Origin of the sequence: Bacillus sp. A01H (assembly GCF_045277205.1) — a bacterium.
Taxonomy (GTDB): domain Bacteria; phylum Bacillota; class Bacilli; order Bacillales; family Bacillaceae_G; genus Bacillus_A; species Bacillus_A paranthracis.
The window spans coordinates 4,500,528-4,517,591 of sequence record NZ_CP117702.1; the positions used below are offsets into that span (position 1 = coordinate 4,500,528).

Below are 17,064 nucleotides of genomic sequence, written 5' to 3' on the forward strand. Positions count from 1 at the left end.
AAATATATTTCTATATTTATAAAACAAGGCACGATTAAAATCGCGCCTTGTTATTTTATTATGCAGCGTTTTCTACTAAGAAGTCTACAGCTTTACGAACTTTAAGATCTTCAGCTAAAGCGTCTACGCTTCCAAGAGCTTGCTTGATAGCGTCTACTGGCATACCGTACATTTCAGCCATTTTTTCAACTTCTGCAGTTACTTCTTCTTCAGTAACTTCGATGTTTTCAGCTTCAATGATAGCTTCAAGAACAAGGTTGATTCTTACGCGTTTTTGAGCGTCTTCTTTCATTTGCTCTTTTAACTTGTCAGCATCAGTACCTGTGAATTGGTAGTAAAGCTCAAGGTTCATACCTTGTTGGCTTAAACGTTGCTCGAATTCACGAACCATACGATCTAACTCAGTGTCGATCATAGCTTCTGGAATGTCGATTTCAGCGTTAGCAGCAGCTAATTCTACTACTTCGTCACGTACTTTGTGCTCAGCTTCGTGCTTTTTGCCTTCTTCTAAGTTTGTGCGAAGTTTTGCTTTTAATTCATCAAGAGTTGCAACCGCTTCGTCAGCTTCTTTAGCGAACTCGTCGTTTAACTCAGGAAGTTCTTTTGTTTTGATTTCGTGAACTGTTACTTTGAATGTTGCTGGTTTGCCAGCTAATTCAGCAGCATGGTACTCTTCTGGGAATGATACTTCAACGTCTTTAGACTCACCAGATTTAAGACCAATTAATTGCTCTTCGAAACCTGGGATGAATGTACCAGAACCGATTGCTAGAGAGTAGTTTTCGCCTTTTCCGCCTTCAAATGCTTCGCCATCAACGAAACCTTCGAAGTCGATTACAGCTGTATCACCGTTTTCAACAGTTCCTTCTTCTTTAACAACTAGCTCAGCTTGACGCTCTTGTAAAGATTTTAATTCGTTCTCTACATCTTCGTCAGTTACAGTTGTTTCAACTTTTTCTACTGCTAAACCTTTGTACTCACCTAATTTAACTTCAGGTTTCACTGTAACTTTTGCAGTGAAGATAAGGTTAGCATTTTTTTCGAACTTCTCAATGTCGATTTCAGGATGAGCAACTGGGAAGATACCAGCTTCATCGATTGCTTCACCGTATGCTTTTGGTAAGATGATATCTAAAGCATCTTGGTATAAAGATTCAACACCAAAGCGTTGTTCGAATAACGGACGAGGCATTTTTCCTTTACGGAAACCTGGTACGTTGATTGTTTTTACTACTTTTTTGAACGCAGCGTCGATAGAGTTGTTTACTTCTTTAGCATCAACTTCGATTGTTAAAACGCCTACGTTACCTTCTAATTTTTCCCATTTTGCAGCCATTTATTCTTTCCCTCCAACTATAATAATGTATGCACATACCTCTATAGATTAAGATCTTCATTATCTCTTTTTTGAAATAACAAAAGTACAAATAATCCTCTAGCAAAAGCTTTCAGATATAATGTTCCAATCTACTAATTGCCTAAAAGACAACTACGGTATATTTTGTTCGAGAATAATATGAAACATATTAAGTAAGAGAATTACACTTCTCTTCTCTTACAAACAGGCAGATTTCTGCCTTTTGCAACCCTTACATTATAACATAGAATATGCTCGTTTCAAGAACCGAACGATTCTTTTTCATAATTATACGGGCAAATATCCTTCTCTTTCGACACGTAATAACCATTGATAGGCAATATGAAACTCTTCTAATTCAATATTATACGCTGTCATAAGCTCTTCTTCATCAATAGTCAACCCGAAACGCTTTCTACCAATTCTCTCTAAAACAGCAGCCCAAATCTCCACTTTATCCATTAATAGAGCGAATGGGAAAATGCTAATTTGCAATTCTTTCCAATATGTAACCATCGCATCAAATATATCAGGATAATTTTGCTCTAATCGACTTGATAATCTATGTATAATGTTATCGGATTGCTCCTCATTATGACCTGTAAATGCCGGAATTACCTTGATCGTATTCCCAAACTTTTCCACCTCTATCTCTTCTTCTATTTGATTTTCTATCATTTTATATAAAATAGAAGTTTTCAAATAAGGGTGCTGTTTTTCGTCTATTAAAAATTTCTTTAAAATAGGTAATGCAAGATCCAAGTCTTTTAACGAAAGTTGCTGAATCGCTCTTAGCTTTTGCCCAAAGTTTTCTCCAAATATTTCATTAGTAAATTCATCTAACTCAAAATTCGAATCAACTCGTGATGTATCTACTTCATGTAACATACCTTCTGCAAATAAAGCGAGCTGTGCTAATTTTTCCTTTTGCTCAGGCATTACATCTTTCGTTTGCAAAACTTTTTCAACAGTTTCAATAACGCCTTCATAATCATTTGTTTGAACTAAAATTGTCACATACGTTTCAAGAATATCACCAAATAAGACCGCTCCTGTTTCCAGTAACTGTTCACATTTCTCTTTCGCTTCTTCCATATGTTTTAATTCTAACAAACAAATAACCGAAGCTAGTTCCGTTTGTTCCGTTTCTGCATTATACTGACGTAATATTTCAAAGCAGCGCAATGCATCTTCGAATTTCCGCTCTTTCAGCGCTAAAAAACCTTCATCAATATAGCGCTCTGATAGTTGCGGAAACAATACGACCGTATTTTCTTTTTTATCCATACGTCCGCCTCTTTTTCTAGATTTTAATTATCTTTAAAGTAAATATATCAAATGAGTAATGAGAACACAACATCCCGAAACCCTTTGTTTGAAATATAGAAATATTTAATTTTTATATTTCAATACAAGTGAATTCCTACTCAAAATTAAAAATATGCAAATAAAAACCCTCAGCAATTCAAGCAGAGGATTCATCATTAATGGAAAGCTTTTATAATAGTGGGGTATATAACAAGGGTAATAATTTGGAGAACAATAATTGCCATAACAATCATGCTAAAGTAGAAGATTGGTTTACTTCGCTTCATTAAAAACATAATGATAAGCATCGTACAAGCAAACAAACTTAAGAAGAACAAACTCGTTGTCGAACTAAGTATACCACTCGGGACAAAGAACAATAACACTACACTACAAGTACCTATAATTCCAAATAACCATTCCATTCATTCACTCATTCCCTTTCCCTCTCATGGTAGTTTCCTCTAAGCGATTAAATGTTTTACAACATCAACTACATACGTTAATTTCTCATACGCTACAAATCCAAAAGCAACTGTTAAACCCGTTACGATTAATCCCTTCATTATTTCTTCCTCCTCGTTTTATCGTTGTTACCTTCATTATAGAGGATTAGCAATTTGTTACCATCGAACTACCTTACAGTTACCTTACAGAATTGTAAGATTTCAAAGAGAGATTGAAAAACACCCCATATCGCTTGAGGTGCTTTCACGGAATTTCTCTATAATCACTTGCAAAATTAACTTTTTTCTCTTGTTTATTTTTCGGAGAATCCACTCTTAAACTAATAGATTTACTAAATAATTTCGGATTGAAATAATAACAACAATCCGTTTGAGGACAATATACACAATACACGTCTATTTCTTCTTTATTCACTTCTTTTGTAGCGACTCCGCTTGCTGTAGAATAACTAGATCGGAATCTTACTTCCAGTATCCCTCTTGCATTCAACTCTCTATATTTCACTTGCACCCTTTTAAATACCCCGCCCTTATATACTACAAGATCAAAGGGCGAATGCTCTGTTTGTGGTATTAAAATCATATATCCTTTTTCATACAAATCAACTTGTGCCTTTAAAACAGCTAAATCTCCTTTTGTTTTTGTATGATGGTACACTTTTTCTCAGCACCTTTTTACATATTTTCAAAATAATATTCGTTCCTTTTCTTAACTTACCTCCCAACATTTTCTCATTAAAAGAAAACTCTTTGTTAAAACCATGTTAATATATTTTTGTATAATTAAGAATTTAATTTACAAGGGGATTATATATGTTCAAAAAAGTAGCTGCTGATGTTTTAGGGTTAAGTGATGTAGGTTCTGTAATTACACCGAAAGATTATGACAAGGTCGATGCTGATGATTACGTAATGCATGAAGATGGAGAGAAAATTTATTTTCTAATTAAATCGAAATCAGATGAATATTGCTTCACAAACAAAGGATTACTTCACCTAGATGGTACAAGTGCGACAAGCAAAAAACGTACACTACGCCGCTTTAGCTATAGTAAATATCAAATTAAAAACGTAGCGCTTGAAACTGCGGGAACGATTGATTTAGATGTAGAAATTAAATTTCAAATGGGAGATGAACATTATTCAATTGATGTTCATAAAAAACATATCGAGGAATTAAAAGATTTATATAAAGCTTTACTTAAAATCGAAGAAATTTCATACGACAACGACATTACATTGCAGTATGCACATAAAAGTTTAGATATGGCATCTAACGCTTTTAGCCGTATTTCAAACGCACAAGTAAATTTAGCAGAGCAGTTTAAAGAAATGAATGAGATTGCCTTTAACTGGCTTGTTGATACGAAGAAACAATATAATGTGAAAGATTATGGTTTTGTATTTGAGAAGTTTATTAATAACTAAACAAGAAACCCTTGTTATCAAAAGATAACAAGGGTTTTTCAGCGTCCTAGAAGATGTTCAAACTCTCGGCCTGCTCATTTCCGTACTATTTTATATATTTTGATCGCAGTCTTAATATATCTTCCTCTTCTCGAATACCTGCCGATCCTTTCCTCACATTTTTTACGATAGTCCAATCCGGGTTGGTTTCATCACCGATGTTCTGTACTGTAAAGTTGCCATCACCATATTTTCGGTGACCTTCTGCCAATTTCTCCGTTAAATCGTTCTCATTTGATCTCGCCATCTTTGCGCCATCTCCCTTTTTTATACAACCTTCTTAAACTGTCTAACCAATCACAGGTCTAGTCAATTGGAGATTCTCGTTTTCCGCTTCTATTCATTGTAACACACTAACGGGGATAAGTTTCGATAACGGTTGCTCAATCGTACGAGGGCGGTAAAAAGTTTTATAATATTGTAAGTGAACAGTTAGGAGAATCTGGATATGGATTTGAGTTCCATCATAAACCTATTGATTCTTGAAATGAAATAAGAGGAATAGGGCGCATAAATGGCGCTCTTTTCTTCATGCACTTTAATCCGTTACACATAATAATTACCATATATTACGTCATATTTTTTACACCTTTTGCACATACATCAATTTGTAGACAAACAAAAACCTTGTTATCAAAAGATAACAAGTTTTTTTTAGCGTCCCAGGAGAGATTCGAACTCCCGACCGACGGCTTAGCTTACCACCATAGCTTTCGCTACCAGCAATTACTGTTTGTAGTCTGGACTATATCTTCACCATTTCAGGTGCGACACGTGTAGTCTCTACGGAACCTCACGATGATTTTCATCATACTTCAGAGTCTTTACCATTAAGTTTTACTTAATCATTCAAAACTCCTTAATCTTTTTCAAGATCGTAAGTTTCCTCGGTATTACCATCAGCCGAACTGTTAAGGCTTCACCGATATAGTGTCGTCCACTTTATAGGTTCTTGTTTCCCTATAAAGGCTCCTATTTTTCTTGAAGGCCGTTGCTCTATCCTGCTGAGCTACTGGGACATGGAGCGGGTGAAGAGAATCGAACTCTCGACCAGAGCTTGGAAGGCTCTTGTTTTACCACTAAACTACACCCGCATATGTTGTTTTATTTTCAATCGTTAGCGCCGTTGCCCTATCGACAATATTTATTATATGTATAACCATACATAAAGTCAACACCTTTTTTAAAAGAGGATAATTTTTCTTATCCTCTTTTAAAAACTGCCTGTTCAACTAGCTGTCCGTCTAGTGTTTCAAAACGAACTTCCATTTGATTTTCATCCATTTCTAATAAAGCAAATGTTTTTTCTACACGCTGACGCGGTAATAAAATACTGCCTGGATTAATAAATAAAACGCCGTCGATTAATTCCGCACCTAATACGTGAGAGTGTCCGAAGCATGCAACTTGCGCCCCTACCTCTTCAGCATGGTACGCTAATGTTTGTAACGTCATTTTCACGTTATGACGATGTCCGTGCACAACTATGAAACGAACACCATCTACATCAGTTACAATTTCGTCTTGAAAGTTAGCATAATCACAATTCCCTTTTACAACATGGAAACCTTGCAACTCTTCATGAGCAGGCGTTAGCTCTGAATCACCGCAATGAATCATGATATCTACTTTCCCTTCATACTTCTCTTTTAACTGCTGTAATTCCTTCACAGAGCTATGACTATCGCTTACGATTAAAGCTTTCATCAATCTCTCTCCCTTATTCTCCTAAAAACCATTCAGGGATTTTTTCTTCTAGCTTACGTAGAGCACGTCCGCGGTGACTAATAGCATTTTTCTCATCTGAACTTAGTTCCGCCATCGCTTTTTTATATTCTTCCACATAAAAAATCGGATCATATCCAAAACCGTTTTCCCCGCGGCGCTGTTCTAAAATATACCCTTCGCACGTCCCATTTACAATGACAGGCTTTTTATCCCCTTCAGGGAAAGCCACTGCTAATGCACAGTAGAAACGAGCTTTACGCTTTTCAAACGCTACGTCATTTAATTCTTGTAAAACTTTATCAATATTTGCTTGATCATCTTTCGGCTCTCCAGCAAAACGTGCTGAATACACGCCTGGTTTCCCGTTTAAAGCATCTACAATAAGACCTGAATCATCCGCAATTACAATTGCATTCAATTGTCTACTCAAACTGTCCGCTTTTAAGATTGCATTTTCTTCAAATGTTTCACCAGTTTCTTCGACTTCTTCAATATGAGGAAAATCGTGTAATGATTTCACTTCTAAATCAAATCGCTCAAATAACTCAGCAAATTCACGTACTTTCCCCATATTTTTTGTCGCTACAACAACTTGTTTCATTTTTTCCACCTCTACTCTATATGAGATACGATGTCACCTAACGCTTCTTTTTGCATATCGATCAGTTGGAAAATGCCTTGTTCTGCAGCATCAAGTAATTCATTTAACTGCGCTCTACTAAACGTCGCTTCTTCTCCAGTTCCTTGCACTTCAACGAACTGACCTTTTCCAGTCATAATTACGTTCATATCAACGTCTGCTTTAGAATCTTCTGCATAGTTCAAATCTAAAACAACACCTTGCTCTTCAACAATCCCTACTGACGTTGCTGCTAAATAATCTTTTACTGGAATTTTAGATACTTTTTCTGCTTGTAATAACTTCTCAAACGCTAATACCATCGCTACGTATGCACCTGTAATAGAAGCAGTTCGCGTTCCACCATCCGCTTGAATAACATCACAATCAATCCAAACCGTTCTCTCACCAAGCGCTTCTAAGTCAACTACCGCACGTAATGCTCGTCCAATTAAGCGCTGGATTTCCATTGTACGTCCTGTTACTTTCCCTTTACTTGACTCCCTAATTGTACGTTGTTCTGTCGCACGTGGAATCATCGCATATTCAGCTGTTACCCAGCCCTTTCCTTCTCCACGCATAAATGGCGGGACGCGCTCTTCAATTGTCGCTGAGCAAATTACCTTTGTATCCCCAACCTCAATTAACACTGATCCTTCTGGATGTTTTAAATAATTCGTATGAATATGTATATGGCGTAATTCTGTTTTTTCTCTACCATCTACTCGCATAAAAATAACCTCCTCATAACTACTTGTTAGTATAGCCAAATTTAAATGTATGATATGTATACAATAAAAGAAGAGGAACCCAAAAAGCAATTCCCCTTTCTTACTTAAGTATATCAAATTATTGGCGATTAAAAACTACCTGTATTCACGTTTTCTGGACGATCTACAGGTTTTATTAACTTTCCGCCCTTTTCATCTATAAGATTTGCTTTACCATTTACTTCAATAGAAACGCTTTTCACGCCTTTCTTTTCTGTTAAAGATAAAACTAATGACTTCAATACGTAATTTGAAATCATATTTTTATCTGGGTTTATAAATATATTTTCATTAAAGTTTAATGTAAGATTTCCATCTTGTAATTTCGGATTCGTAATGAGCTTAACTCCTGGATTGAAATCGTTCAGAAGAGATTGATGAATCGGCCCTTTTACAAGTTCATCTACAATTGCTGCATAATCATTTTCTTTTCCTTCTACAACGCGGCGTGTTACTGGTACGTAGTATTGCTGTTTATTATTATTTTGTGCCATAAAATAAAGTGTTACTGGTTTTGTATTTGTTACATCCGCTACTTGCTCATCATCGAAGTTAATACCGTTCGCACGGCTCACCCCTTCACCAAGCGGTGTACCACCAACAGGCATCTTCGCTAATTTTTCACCATTTATTTGGAACTGCACTTGTTTTATTTCTTTAAATTGCGTCAACGTCCATGCAATAGATTCAACGATTTGACGTTCTTCCTCTTTTGCATAGTTTTTCATTTCTTTAGAAAAATCAATGACTGCCGTCCCATCTTTTTTCAAGTTTAGGGTCATCGATGTATTCGCCGGAATGACTGCACGGAACCCATTCGGTAACAAATTCGTTACCGGTCCATCTTTCACAAGGTACTCTAACGTTTGCTGAATAACCTCATTTGCTTTCGGAGTAGGTATAGCTAACGTTTGCGGTACAACATAGCCATTTTTATCAACAAGGTATAGTTCTCTATTCACCGTTTGTCCTTGCTTATCTTTCTTAGATACTTCTTTCTTTCCACCCTCTGTATACGTAACTTGTTTTGGCGGATCAATTTGCTCCGTTGCTTTCTCTTGATTTATAAAGCCACACCCTGTTAGTAAAACAGCGCTCACAGTAGCACCAACAACCCATTTAAAAGTGGATTTAGGCATGCCATTCCCCCCTAAAATCTAAGTTTGTACTATTATGTATACGAGCTGTTTCATGTTTTAGAACAAGCTGTGCTCCCTATAAACAAAAAAACTCCTGATTTCTCAGGAGTTCACTTATATGAATTCTATTATTATTCTTTTTCTAAATAAATATGTTTTACATTTTCAATCGGTTGACCGAACCATTTTGATGCAATTTCTTTAAATAGGCCTATTTTTCCTGTTGTTAAGAAGAGATGATCACTTTGTTCCTCTCCCTCATTCAACATTTTACTATGGTATAAAATGGTACTTACTTCACGTGCCGTTTCATCACCAGAACTAATGAGTTGCACTTTATCTCCCATTACTTGTTTAATAACAGGACCTAAAATTGGATAATGTGTACAGCCTAAAATAAGCGTATCAATATCAGTGTTTTTCAGCGGTTGCAACGTTTCTCTTACAACTTCATACGCCATTTCACTTTCGAAATTACCGCTCTCTACAAGCTCAACAAAAGGTGGACACGCTAAACTTTCTACCATAACACGATTATTAATAGACTTTAACGCTTCTTCGTATGCACCACTTTTCACCGTTCCAATCGTTCCAATAATCCCAACATGATACGTGTTTGTCATTTTTAAAGCTGTACGTGATCCTGGGTGAATAACTCCTACCACTGGAATTGGTAATTGTTTCTGCATCTCTTCTAATACAACTGCAGTTGCTGTATTACATGCAATAACTAACATTTTGATATTTAAATCTAGTAAATGCTCCGTCATTTCCCACGTAAATTGACGCACTTCTTCTCGAGAACGTGGACCATAAGGGCAACGTGCTGTATCCCCTAAATATATAATGCGCTCTTTCGGCAACTGACGAATTAATTCCTTCGCCACTGTTAAACCGCCAACTCCTGAATCGATAACACCGATTGCTCTATTCAACTTCATCACCCGTTTTCTCATTCATCATCTTATTTTATCATTATATTTTTCACACTTTAAGTTCGCTCACTTAAACTGCTTCTATATGAAAATTTTCATTTGTACCTGTATAGACTAGGACCTTTTTTATTTTGCTCCTTTTTTTCATAATTTGCAAGACAGAAAAACAACCGACCTTCTATATGAAAGTCGGTTTCTTCTATAATAAAGTACATCTTTAATGCTCCATCTTTTTTTGGAAAGAAGACATTCCTATTAATAAGAAGAAATGAGCAGAAATTAACATGACGATTAAAATAAAATTGAAACGATAACTATTTGTAGATTCCATAATTTTGCTCGCAACAGCTGGTCCAAATGCCATACCGAAAAAGTTAATTAAATTATATAAGCCAAGACCGACTCCAACTTTAGCTGCATGTAATGTTTTCGGTATAAATGTGTTCAATGATACTTGAATGGCAGAATAACTCATAAATGTCAAAATAATCGCCAATACAATAACGACTATACTTCCATTCGGAATAAACCCTAAAATTAAAAAGCCAACAATCATAATGACAGACGCTACATAAATCATATTCACATTTCCAAACGAAGGGACAATCTTTCCAGTAATAAAACTAGACACAATACCAAAGAGTGATGCAACAAATAATACAATTCCGATAACAAATGGAGACAATCCGTGCTCTCTTCCTAACAGTAATGGCAACAATAATAAATTAGCACATAACGCCACATTAATTATAAATCCGACTGTTATTAAACGAAGAAATGCTTTGTTCGAAAACAACTCAATATCGATAAATGGATGCTCCGCTTTCTTCATACGAACCGTGAATAAAAATAAAGAAATTATCGATAACACAAATAGCCAACGATTCATATTGATACCTAGTAAAACAGTCGTAATGAATGCAAATAGTAACGCCGCTCCAATATAATCAAAATGAAACGTTTCATCCGTATGCTGCATTTCTTCTGGCATAAATTTTATAAGCAAGAAAATCCCCACTACTGAAATAACCATAAATAAAAATAAATATGGCCACCCTAGTGTATTTGTAATAGCCCCGCCAACTAAAGGGCCAATACCTACTGCTAATGCAATAGAAGAACTAATCATCGCTAACGCACCAGGCTTCTTATGAGGAATAACTAATTTGGCCACTGCAATCATACTAAGCGCAATAAACGCTGCACCCCCGCTCGCTTGCACTAATCTTGCAAGAATGGTAATCACATAAGATTGATTCATAAATCCAATAATAGAACCCACTACAAATATGATAATCGAAATAATTAATAGTTTTTTTACACTGTAACGATCAGCAAGCTTCCCATATATCATTGAACCAATACCGACAACTAAAGAATAACCTACTACAACCCAACTTACTTTCGATTGACTAATAGATAAATCATGAGCAATATCCTCTAACGCAACATTAAATAAAACCGCATTCATCGGTCCTAATAAAACGATAAAACATAATGTGAAAACAAACCATTTTGAATGATTGTTTATATCTTCCCCCATGTGTAACACCTCTCCTGATTGTAGTAATTGAAAACGAAAAATGAAGTTGTTTAGCTCTTCTATTATCACTAGACAACTTCATCAAATGTATACATTTATCGCGCGACAAATTGAATTCGAAACGAAACATGTACGTTGTTCGATATTCATGGAACTATCATAGTTTCAGCATTACAGTTTGTCAACGAAAAATATACAAAGTAAACTATTTTAGTGTTTTTAGTTTACTTTGTTCAAAAATTGTTATACACTAATTTCGAATCCGATATAAGGAGGACTAACACGGTTATTCAAATTTGCAATTTCTAACTTAATAAAATAATGAACTTGTATACGGAAGAAACATTACAGGAGGATTATGATGAAGAAAAAAATGTTAGTTGTATTAACGAGCGTTGAAAAATATCCAAATTTAAATCGAGCTACTGGCCTTTGGCTTGGTGAAGCTGTTCATTTCGTTAAAAAAGTTGAAGAAGCTGGTTACGAAGTAGATTATGTTAGCCCACAAGGTGGTTATACACCGATTGATCCGCATAGTTTAGCAATGGCGGAGAGCATCGATTGGGAATGGTATCAAAAGAAAGAATTTATGAATCGCCTCGGTTCTACAATAAAACCGAGTGAGGTGAATCCAGAAGACTATGCTGTTATTTATTACGCAGGTGGTCACGGTGTGATTTGGGACTTCCCTGAAAATAAAGAACTCCAAATGATTAGCCGTAGCATTTATGAAAATGGCGGAATTGTTTCCTCTGTTTGTCACGGAGCTGCTGGTTTATTTCATATTACATTAAGTAATGGGGAACGTTTAATTAGCGGTAAAAAAGTAACAGGTTTCTCAAATGAAGAGGAAAAACTAGCTGAATTAGATCAATTCGTTCCATTTTTAACAGAAGATGAACTTATTAAAAATGGAGGAATTTACGAAAAAGCAGCGCAGCCTTGGGAAGCTTTCGCTGTAGAAGATAGTCGTGTTATCACTGGTCAAAACCCAGCTTCAGGTGGTCCAGTAGCTGAATTAGTATTACAACACTTAAAAAAGAACATGTAATAAAAAAAGCAGATTTTCCATTCATATAGGAAAATCTGCTTTTTTACGAAATCATTTGCAAAATAGCCATAACTTCTTTTTCAATTTCAGAATCATCAATCGCTTCTATATAATCCGGTTTAAACAGTTGATACTTCTTTAGTTGATAAAAATCAAGTATCGCTTTCTTTAACGTAATATCGTACTGAATACAAAAAGAATGATCTATAATACGCCTTAACATCACATCATCTTGCACCATAAATAATTGTGCGTTCATTTTATTAAAGTAACCTTGTTCCATACCAGCTTCAAAAAACATTTGCAAATTATGATTACGATTTTGTTGTGCAGCGACTAACCGATCAGATAAGTGCGGATATGCCTCTTTCAAATCTTGTAAAAAGACATCTGAAATGTATGTCACACATTTTAAAGAGTGAATAAACGTCTTTTGGAAACGTTCTGCAAAAGACATACTTTCATCTTGATTATCCGCATCCCCTTCAAGAAGATAGTTCATAAAATCTTCTACCACAGCTTCAATAATCTCATCTTTTGAAGAAAAACGTTTATATAAAGTAGCTTTACTAATATCCATATACTTCGCAATTTCATCTATTTTCAATTGACTAAAACTCGTTTTTCTAATAACGGGCTTTATTTTATTAATATAAGTATTTGCACACGCAACTTTTCTCATTAAAAGAGCCTCCCCTTTTGTCCATACAAAATAGTATAGCAAATTCACGATTAATTATAAATGAAGTCACTATACTCAATACATCTTTTTAGTTTAAGGGGTCATTTATCCTATAGAAAAAGTGCCCGCTACCTTTATGAGTAACGAGCACTTTTTCTATACTTTATTTACAGCTCTTCTTATAGCTTTCCCTATTTCCATACTAGACTGCGGATTTTGCCCTGTAATTAAACGCCCATCTACTACGACGTGCGGCGTAAAATTTGGAGCAACATAAAACAAAGCCCCTTCTTCTTTCAATTTATTTTCTAACAAAAACGGCACTCGCTTTTCTAAATGTACAGCTTTTTCCTCATCATTTGTATAACCTGTTATATGCTTACCCGCACTAAAAAACGAGCCGTCCTTATTTTTCACACCGACTAAAGAACTTACTCCGTGACAAACAGCCGCTACAATTCGGTTGTTGTTGTACATATTCACAATTAAATTTGCAACATATGGATTACCTGGAAAATCTACAATCGCCCCGTGTCCACCACCAAATAAAACCGCATCATAATCCGAAAAATGAACATTTGAGATTGGTTTCGTATTTTGCAATAAAGAAGCGACATGCTTAAATTCACGAGGTATCCCGTTCGGAATAGAAACTCTATCAATCGGCACTCTACCGCCCTGTATCGACACAATATCAACATCAAACTTAGCCTTTTTAAACAAGTTATAAGGAGCTGCGAGCTCTTCCAGCCACAAACCAGTCGGGTGTCCATTCATATCATGAGCGCTTGTTGAAACTAACAATATCCTTTTCAACATATCCCCTCCTTACTACTTATTTATGTATGGAGTGTTCTTATCATTCATATAACGCATGAAACAAAAAAATAGCCGACTCTTTATATAAGTCGGCTTTCTTTTTATAACTCGAGCTCTCCCATACGAAGAAGCTCAACAACTGCTTGTGAACGTCCTTTAACCCCTAGCTTTTGCATTGCGTTTGAGATGTATAATTGTAAATAGTTAATTTCGCTATAAAAAAATATCTCCACACACCATTTGCCATAAATCAATAACTTTCATTAAGCATCTAATACATAAGTTATTCTTACGTCACCATTTTGAAAAATATCTATACGTTTTATAATTTTTCTGAATGCATCGTACAAATTTTTCTCCTGCTTTAATAAAGAGAAAGCTTCTTGGTATTTCTTTTGAACTTCATTCGTTAATTTAACATCTTCCATAGAAAGCAAATGTAATTCTTGTTCTTTTATTTTTTGTTCTAACTCAGCACGACGTTCACTAAATTCATCTTTCTCTATAAGATTATCCATGTATAAATCCACAAGATTTTCTTTTCTTTCTTTTACTTTTCTAATATTCCTTTTAATTTTATCTATTTTTTCTTTGTGAATAGTAGGCTCTTGTGATTCAACTTTTGCTTTTACCTCTTTTTCTTCTTGCTCTAGTTCTTCAAGAATAAAGTTCCTAAACTGATTATATTGAATCGGAACATGACACACACATTCATCTCTTCCATATCGCTTATATCTGGAACATTTTAAATATCGCCACTCTTCCTTAGTTCCATCTTTCTTTTTCTTAGCACTATATACAACTTGCATTGCTGATCCGCAATGCGCGCAAAACATTATCCCTCGAAATTCATTCCAAAGTGCAGGCCTTCTCTTTTTAGCAGACCGTGGCCTATTTACTAATTCCCACTGTTCTTCAGATACAATGGCAGGATGATGGTTTTTAAATATTGTCCATTTTTCTTCAGGATTTTTTATTTGTTTCTTACGACCTGAAATCTTTACTGTAGTGTACTGATTTAATATATAGTCACCTTTATAAATTGGATTCTTAATAATTCTTTGCACGGAAGACATTTGCCATTTACCACCAGTTTTTGATGGAACGCCTCTTTCATTTAATATTTTTGCAATTCCTATATACCCGATTCCTTTCGAATACATATCATAGATTTCTCTAACAATCTCGGCTTCTTCCTCGTTAATTACATACTTCTTATCACGATCAGAGTAACCAAAAGGTAAACGCCCACCTGTATGCTCACCTCTCCTAACTTTAGCTGATAAAGCTGCCGATATAGATACAGATAAAGTTTTTGGATATTGCGATGCGAACATAGCAAACATTTCAAACTTCATGTCGTTTTTTCCTTCGTAATGGCTATCGTATCCCTCTTCGATTGTTACTAATCGAATCCCATTAGCAATAAGTATTTCTTTAATCTCTAGAGCATCTTTTAAATCACGTGCTAAACGATGGATTGATTTGAATAATACCATCTGTAATTCACGTTTTTTCGCTTTCTCTAGTATAAGCTGCATTGCATGTCGTTCCAATAAAACCGTTCCTGTAATACCATCATCAAAATATATTGAGTTTTCATCCCAATCATACCCATGCCGTTCTAACCAATATCGACATACATCAATTTGATTTTCTACAGATGAGACTTGTTCGTCCCTGTCTGTAGATACCCGAACATAAACTGCATACTTCACTCAAATCACCATCTTCACTAGTTATAATTACTCATATCAATAAGATGTGAATGATTAAAGTATACAAACAAAATCTTATCCCTACAATCCTTTTTACTTATTCTGTAAGCCAATCATATAAGGTGTCCCTACATTCTTTTCTTCGTTCTACTACAAATTTACTTTCAACGATTCTATAAAAATAACCTTCAAAAGTACTTCTAATTCTATTTGCTTTTTCTGCGAAAACAGTTTCTTTGAACGCTTGAATAGCTTGATTTATCACTTGTTCAATAGGCTTGTCTATTTTTGAACGCTTATAAGCCATTAATACACGATGATACAGCTTGTAAATTTTATCTGCCGATTTGAAGAACGGGGCTACCACATCTCTGAATTGGCTTGGTACATTTTCTGGTGTAAAAGTTTCATCTAAATCTTTTAATTTAATTTCTTTAGATTCCCTTGCTGACGTTTGTTTTACGTTTAATTCGTTTTTTAATTCTTCTAGAGGGTGTGATTCAAAAAGTTTAGTTTCCTTGTCCGATTTTGCATCGGAAACCTTTGATTCTGTAAGTTTTTCTGCATCTTGCCGCTGTGACATTTTCGGTAGGACATTCGGTGTGACACTATATTTTTTTAGAAGGACATAGACGTTATGTCCATTTCCTCCTCGTAATTTCCCTTCCGTTCGAATTGTTTTATGTCTAGTTACTACCTCGAAATCCTCTAACACTTTTAATACCCTACGAACAGTTCGATCACTTATATTTAATGCCTCTGCAATTGTTCCTACCTTCAGGAAAGATACACCTGGAATCTTGCAAGAATGTCTTGCTAAAAATTTCAATACTTTTATTGCTGACTCCGATAATTTATGTGTGTGTTTGTATAAAAAAGAACATATTGCTTCATTCATCTCTTCTACTGATTGAAATGATTGTAGTTCTTTGTATTGTGTATAATTTGCTGAACTAAGCATCTTCTTACCCCCCAGTTATATAAGTACAATGATCATATTAATTACAATTAAAATTGCAGAAACTGTGTAGAAACCATAAAACCATACAAAATCTGATTTGCTTTCTAAACCAAAATAATCATTGAACTTCTCCAATTACATCGAACCCCTTTCAATATTTGTTACCACCAATATACATTATCCACTATTGGATAGTCAATGCAGGATTGAAAAAAATATTGATTATTGAATATCACTTATTGCATAATGGATATAGAGGAGTGATTATTTTGGAGAATGTAACATACATAGTTAAACCACGTTTAGGAGAAATACTGAAAGAACGTCAATTAACTCAATCTCAACTTGCAGAATTAGCAAATATACCTCAGTCTTCAATATCAAGATTCGATAAAAATGAACAGCACAGAGATATTCATTTGGTTGCAATAAGTCGCGCTTTAAAAATATCTATTGATGAACTGTTTGAAATTAAGGAAGTGAAGTAAAAAAAGAGCTAA

The 17,064-nt window shown here is 35.1% G+C and carries 20 protein-coding genes and 1 tRNA gene; 3 read left to right on the forward strand and 18 right to left on the reverse strand.

Features of this window, described 5'->3' with window-relative positions:
- Positions 1-58: 58 nt before the first annotated feature.
- The 4 genes from tig to PSR14_RS23815 form a co-directional block, all read right to left on the reverse strand.
- The gene (gene tig, locus PSR14_RS23800; RefSeq protein ID WP_000729258.1) at positions 59-1,336 is read right to left on the reverse strand and encodes a trigger factor; all 1,278 of its coding nucleotides are present in this window, start codon (positions 1,334-1,336) and stop codon (positions 59-61) included.
- Between the two features lie 309 nt (positions 1,337-1,645).
- Positions 1,646-2,644, reverse strand: coding sequence for a hypothetical protein (locus tag PSR14_RS23805; RefSeq protein ID WP_000358268.1), 999 nt, complete (start codon positions 2,642-2,644; stop codon positions 1,646-1,648).
- Between the two features lie 197 nt (positions 2,645-2,841).
- A complete protein-coding gene (locus tag PSR14_RS23810) occupies positions 2,842-3,090 on the reverse strand; it encodes a hypothetical protein (RefSeq protein WP_001983650.1) in 249 nt (82 codons plus the stop codon).
- 286 nt (positions 3,091-3,376) lie between these two features.
- Complete coding sequence (locus PSR14_RS23815; protein WP_000274735.1) at positions 3,377-3,790, reverse strand: group I intron-associated PD-(D/E)XK endonuclease; 414 nt, start codon at positions 3,788-3,790, stop codon at positions 3,377-3,379.
- Between the two features lie 155 nt (positions 3,791-3,945).
- On the opposite strand from PSR14_RS23815, the gene PSR14_RS23820 reads away from it, so the two are divergent.
- Positions 3,946-4,560, forward strand: coding sequence for a PH domain-containing protein (locus PSR14_RS23820; RefSeq protein WP_000475206.1), 615 nt, complete (start codon positions 3,946-3,948; stop codon positions 4,558-4,560).
- 85 nt (positions 4,561-4,645) lie between these two features.
- On the opposite strand, the gene PSR14_RS23825 is transcribed toward PSR14_RS23820, so the two are convergent.
- The 8 genes from PSR14_RS23825 to PSR14_RS23860 form a co-directional block, all read right to left on the reverse strand.
- Positions 4,646-4,846 (reverse strand): hypothetical protein, encoded by a 201-nt coding sequence (locus PSR14_RS23825; protein WP_000124456.1) that lies wholly within the window; start codon positions 4,844-4,846, stop codon positions 4,646-4,648.
- A gap of 773 nt (positions 4,847-5,619) precedes the next feature.
- Positions 5,620-5,693 (reverse strand) — tRNA-Gly (locus PSR14_RS23830).
- A 109-nt stretch (positions 5,694-5,802) separates the two neighbouring features.
- Positions 5,803-6,306, reverse strand: coding sequence for a metallophosphoesterase (locus tag PSR14_RS23835; protein WP_000645498.1), 504 nt, complete (start codon positions 6,304-6,306; stop codon positions 5,803-5,805).
- A gap of 13 nt (positions 6,307-6,319) precedes the next feature.
- Positions 6,320-6,928, reverse strand: coding sequence for an XTP/dITP diphosphatase (locus PSR14_RS23840; protein ID WP_076540494.1), 609 nt, complete (start codon positions 6,926-6,928; stop codon positions 6,320-6,322).
- An 11-nt stretch (positions 6,929-6,939) separates the two neighbouring features.
- A complete protein-coding gene (rph, locus tag PSR14_RS23845; protein ID WP_001261765.1) occupies positions 6,940-7,677 on the reverse strand; it encodes a ribonuclease PH in 738 nt (245 codons plus the stop codon).
- A gap of 128 nt (positions 7,678-7,805) precedes the next feature.
- On the reverse strand, positions 7,806-8,855 hold the full coding sequence (gene gerM / locus PSR14_RS23850; protein ID WP_001126762.1) for a spore germination protein GerM: 1,050 nt from the start codon (positions 8,853-8,855) through the stop codon (positions 7,806-7,808).
- Between the two features lie 131 nt (positions 8,856-8,986).
- Positions 8,987-9,796 carry a glutamate racemase gene (gene racE, locus PSR14_RS23855; protein WP_000773996.1) on the reverse strand — a complete coding sequence of 270 codons (810 nt, stop codon included), beginning with the start codon at positions 9,794-9,796 and terminating at the stop codon, positions 8,987-8,989.
- A 211-nt stretch (positions 9,797-10,007) separates the two neighbouring features.
- On the reverse strand, positions 10,008-11,333 hold the full coding sequence (locus PSR14_RS23860) for an MFS transporter (RefSeq protein ID WP_000503385.1): 1,326 nt from the start codon (positions 11,331-11,333) through the stop codon (positions 10,008-10,010).
- A 361-nt stretch (positions 11,334-11,694) separates the two neighbouring features.
- Here PSR14_RS23860 and PSR14_RS23865 point away from each other — a divergent pair, with 361 nt between their 5' ends.
- Positions 11,695-12,384 (forward strand): type 1 glutamine amidotransferase domain-containing protein, encoded by a 690-nt coding sequence (locus PSR14_RS23865; RefSeq protein WP_000728501.1) that lies wholly within the window; start codon positions 11,695-11,697, stop codon positions 12,382-12,384.
- Between the two features lie 43 nt (positions 12,385-12,427).
- Here PSR14_RS23865 and PSR14_RS23870 read toward each other — a convergent pair whose 3' ends face one another.
- The 6 genes from PSR14_RS23870 to PSR14_RS23895 all read right to left on the reverse strand — a co-directional run bounded on the left by PSR14_RS23870 (position 12,428) and on the right by PSR14_RS23895 (position 16,699).
- Entirely contained in the window at positions 12,428-13,066 is a 639-nt protein-coding gene (locus tag PSR14_RS23870) for a TetR/AcrR family transcriptional regulator (protein WP_001233025.1), read from the reverse strand.
- A 156-nt stretch (positions 13,067-13,222) separates the two neighbouring features.
- A complete protein-coding gene (locus tag PSR14_RS23875) occupies positions 13,223-13,885 on the reverse strand; it encodes a type 1 glutamine amidotransferase domain-containing protein (protein ID WP_000919613.1) in 663 nt (220 codons plus the stop codon).
- Positions 13,886-13,986: 101 nt separating this feature from the next.
- A complete protein-coding gene (locus tag PSR14_RS23880) occupies positions 13,987-14,139 on the reverse strand; it encodes a hypothetical protein (RefSeq protein WP_406644068.1) in 153 nt (50 codons plus the stop codon).
- A gap of 9 nt (positions 14,140-14,148) precedes the next feature.
- Entirely contained in the window at positions 14,149-15,603 is a 1,455-nt protein-coding gene (locus PSR14_RS23885) for a recombinase family protein (protein ID WP_169509424.1), read from the reverse strand.
- A gap of 97 nt (positions 15,604-15,700) precedes the next feature.
- Positions 15,701-16,564, reverse strand: coding sequence for a helix-turn-helix domain-containing protein (locus PSR14_RS23890; RefSeq protein ID WP_169509423.1), 864 nt, complete (start codon positions 16,562-16,564; stop codon positions 15,701-15,703).
- Between the two features lie 15 nt (positions 16,565-16,579).
- Positions 16,580-16,699, reverse strand: a complete 120-nt coding sequence (locus PSR14_RS23895; RefSeq protein ID WP_127057650.1) for a DUF3961 domain-containing protein — start codon at positions 16,697-16,699, stop codon at positions 16,580-16,582.
- A 134-nt stretch (positions 16,700-16,833) separates the two neighbouring features.
- Between PSR14_RS23895 and PSR14_RS23900 the strand changes: the two genes are divergently transcribed.
- Positions 16,834-17,052 carry a helix-turn-helix domain-containing protein gene (locus PSR14_RS23900; protein ID WP_169509422.1) on the forward strand — a complete coding sequence of 73 codons (219 nt, stop codon included), beginning with the start codon at positions 16,834-16,836 and terminating at the stop codon, positions 17,050-17,052.
- Positions 17,053-17,064: the final 12 nt, after the last annotated feature.

Bases quoted from the DNA above. Each gene is read 5' to 3' on its own strand.
- tig (WP_000729258.1), bottom strand. From the start codon at position 1,336: ATGGCTGCAAAATGGGAAAAATTAGAAGGTAACGTAGGCGTTTTAACA.
- PSR14_RS23805 (WP_000358268.1), bottom strand. From the start codon at position 2,644: ATGGATAAAAAAGAAAATACGGTCGTATTGTTTCCGCAACTATCAGAG.
- PSR14_RS23810 (WP_001983650.1), bottom strand. From the start codon at position 3,090: ATGGAATGGTTATTTGGAATTATAGGTACTTGTAGTGTAGTGTTATTG.
- PSR14_RS23820 (WP_000475206.1), top strand. From the start codon at position 3,946: ATGTTCAAAAAAGTAGCTGCTGATGTTTTAGGGTTAAGTGATGTAGGT.
- PSR14_RS23825 (WP_000124456.1), bottom strand. From the start codon at position 4,846: ATGGCGAGATCAAATGAGAACGATTTAACGGAGAAATTGGCAGAAGGT.
- PSR14_RS23835 (WP_000645498.1), bottom strand. From the start codon at position 6,306: ATGAAAGCTTTAATCGTAAGCGATAGTCATAGCTCTGTGAAGGAATTA.
- PSR14_RS23840 (WP_076540494.1), bottom strand. From the start codon at position 6,928: ATGAAACAAGTTGTTGTAGCGACAAAAAATATGGGGAAAGTACGTGAA.
- rph (WP_001261765.1), bottom strand. From the start codon at position 7,677: ATGCGAGTAGATGGTAGAGAAAAAACAGAATTACGCCATATACATATT.
- gerM (WP_001126762.1), bottom strand. From the start codon at position 8,855: ATGCCTAAATCCACTTTTAAATGGGTTGTTGGTGCTACTGTGAGCGCT.
- racE (WP_000773996.1), bottom strand. From the start codon at position 9,796: ATGAAGTTGAATAGAGCAATCGGTGTTATCGATTCAGGAGTTGGCGGT.
- PSR14_RS23860 (WP_000503385.1), bottom strand. From the start codon at position 11,333: ATGGGGGAAGATATAAACAATCATTCAAAATGGTTTGTTTTCACATTA.
- PSR14_RS23865 (WP_000728501.1), top strand. From the start codon at position 11,695: ATGAAGAAAAAAATGTTAGTTGTATTAACGAGCGTTGAAAAATATCCA.
- PSR14_RS23870 (WP_001233025.1), bottom strand. From the start codon at position 13,066: ATGAGAAAAGTTGCGTGTGCAAATACTTATATTAATAAAATAAAGCCC.
- PSR14_RS23875 (WP_000919613.1), bottom strand. From the start codon at position 13,885: ATGTTGAAAAGGATATTGTTAGTTTCAACAAGCGCTCATGATATGAAT.
- PSR14_RS23890 (WP_169509423.1), bottom strand. From the start codon at position 16,564: ATGCTTAGTTCAGCAAATTATACACAATACAAAGAACTACAATCATTT.